Source organism: Streptomyces solincola, assembly GCF_002982015.1.
Taxonomy (GTDB): domain Bacteria; phylum Actinomycetota; class Actinomycetes; order Streptomycetales; family Streptomycetaceae; genus Streptomyces; species Streptomyces solincola.
In genome coordinates, this window is record NZ_PVLV01000669.1 from 1 (window position 1) to 2,499 (window position 2,499).

The window sequence follows — 2,499 nt, forward strand, 5'->3', positions numbered from 1 at the left end:
ACCGGCGACCAGTCGTTCACCTCCCGCCCCTCCACCCAGCCGGGCGCCCCGACCGCCGTCAACACCGACCGCCCGGCGCCCGCACCGGGGAACTGAGGCGAACCGGGCCCCCGCCCACAGGCGTCAACCTCAAATGAAGCTCTGAACAGTGGCCGGTCGGGATTGGCCGCCGTCCGGCGGGGCCATCACCCTGCGGATCGGAACACGCGTCCGGAGCAGGCGGAGGAGGGGGACGGCATGACGGCAGCGGACAGGGCACTCGGGGTGGGCATCGGCTGGCGGCCGGAGATCGCTGAGGCGGTCGAGGCGCTGGCCGCCGCCGGCGGGGTCGACTGGGTGGAGGCGGTGGCGGAGAACGTCTGCCCCGGCCACCTCCACCCCTCACTGGCCAGGCTGCGCGAGCGCGGTGTCACCGTCGTCCCGCACGGCGTCTCGCTCGGCCTCGGCGGGGCCGACCGCCCCGACCCCGGCAAGCTCGCCGACCTGGCCGCCCGGGCCGAGGCGCTGGGCGCGCCGCTGGTCACCGAGCACATCGCCTTCGTGCGGGCCGGCGGCCCGCTGACCGCATCGCCGCGTCTGGAGGCCGGCCATCTGCTGCCGGTGCCGCGCACCCGCGAGGCGCTGGACGTGCTGTGCGAGAACGTGCGGATCGCCCAGGACGCGCTGCCGGTGCCGCTGGCGCTGGAGAACATCGCCGCGCTGTTCTCCTGGCCGGGCGAGGAGATGAGCGAGGGGCGGTTCCTGGCCGAACTGGTCGAGCGGACCGGCGTACGACTGCTGATCGACGTGGCCAACCTGCACACCAACCACGTCAACCGGGGCGAGGACCCGGCCAAGGCGCTGGCCGAGCTGCCGGTGGAGGCCATCGCCTATGTGCATGTGGCCGGCGGGATCGAGCGGGACGGCGTCTGGCACGACACCCACGCCCACCCGGTGCCGCGCGCCGTGCTGGACGTGCTCGCCGACCTCGCCTCCCGGGTGTCCCCGCCCGGGGTGCTGCTGGAGCGGGACGACGACTTCCCGCCGCCCGGCGAGCTGGCCTCGGAGGTCGCGGTGATCAGGGAGACGGTGACGGCGGCGGCCCGCCACCGGGCCTCCCCGGCGGAGGGCGGCACGGCGCGGCCCCGGCCCGAGCCGGGCGCGGCCCCGGCCGGGGCGCGGGAGAGGCTCGCGCTCGGGCAGACCGCGCTGCTGGCCGGCCTGGTCGCCGGCGCGCCCGTGCCGCACGGCTTCGACGCGGCCCGGTTGCGGGTGCAGAGCCGGGCGCTGACCGCCAAGCGGGCCGGGGTGGTGGCCAAGGTCGCGCCGGAGCTGCCGGGGATCCTCGGTGACGGCTACCGGCCGGCGTTCACCGGGTACGCCTCGGGGCGCCCGATGCGGGACGGCTACCGCCGGGACGCGCTGGACTTCGCCGAGCACCTGCTCAGCCGGGACCTGCCGGCGGACCGGGCGGCCCGGCGGGAGCTGACCGACTGGTGGCGCGAGCGCGCCGGGGTGCGGCCGCCCGGCCGCACCGCCCGGCTGCTGCGGGCGGCCCGCACCGCATGGACGGGAGCGCGCGCATGAGCGTCCTCGTCTCCCTCGTCTACGCGGCCGTCGCGGTCTGCTCGGTGGTGCTGATCGTGCTGACCGCCGGGCGCGGCCGCACCGGCCCTGTCGCCGGCCCGCGCCCGCTGGACCGCTCCGAGGCGGCGTTCCTGGCCGGCGGCCCGGCCCGCGCGGTGGACGCGGCGCTCGCCGCGCTGCACGCGGACGGCCGGGTGGCGGTCGGCGGCCCGGGGATCGTCTCCGTGGTCCGCCCGCAGGCCCGCGACACCGTGGAGCGCGCGGTGCTCGACACCCTGGCCGCCGCGCCGAACGGCGCCCTGCACACCGTACGGCTGGCGGCCATGCGCCATCCGGCCGTGCAGGAGGTCGGGGACGGGCTGGCGGCCCGCGGGCTGCTGGTCACGCCCGGCCGGACGCCGGCCGCGCGCGGGCTGGCGGTCGGGCTGACGGCCGGCAGCGTGCTGCTGGTCTTCCTCGGCATCCCGCTGACCGTCGTGCAGATCGCGGTCCCGTACGAGCCGTCGGTCGACGGCTTCCCGGTGCCGTTCGTGCTCACGGTGGTGCCGGCGGCCGCGGTGGGCCTGCTGGTGGGCGGGATCTGCCGGGGAGTGCTCGGCCGCCGCACCACCCGGGCCGGGACCTCGGCGCGCGAGGAGTACCGGGCGGCGTACGCGGGGACGGCCGACCCGGGGGTGCTGGTCGCGGTGCACGGGCTGCGCGGCCTGCCGGACCCGGTGCTGTCCGGGCAGCTCCTGGCGGCGGTCCGGATGGGCGCCGGCCGGGGCCGCGGCCGGCGCCGTACGGCGGCGCACGACGCCGGGGCGGGCGGCGCGCTGCTCGCCGGCGCGGTGGTGTGGTGCGCGTCGGCCGCGCCCGGCGGCGGAGACGGCGGCGGCTGGGGCTGCGGCGGCGGCTCCGGTGGCGGCGGGGGCGGCGGGTCGAACTGCGGAA

The 2,499-nt window shown here is 78.7% G+C and carries 2 protein-coding genes; both read left to right on the plus strand.

The window, feature by feature from the left end:
• Positions 1 to 237: 237 nt before the first annotated feature.
• On the plus strand, positions 238 to 1,566 hold the full coding sequence (locus C6N75_RS29090) for a DUF692 domain-containing protein (protein WP_105871834.1): 1,329 nt from the start codon (positions 238 to 240) through the stop codon (positions 1,564 to 1,566).
• A partial coding sequence (locus C6N75_RS29095; RefSeq protein ID WP_105871835.1) for a TIGR04222 domain-containing membrane protein occupies positions 1,563 to 2,499 on the plus strand: 937 nt, incomplete at its 3' end. The genes C6N75_RS29090 and C6N75_RS29095, both read left to right, overlap by 4 nt.

Excerpts from the sequence above, each read along its gene's own strand:
- C6N75_RS29090 (WP_105871834.1), top strand. The coding sequence starts at position 238 with ATGACGGCAGCGGACAGGGCACTCGGGGTGGGCATCGGCTGGCGGCCG.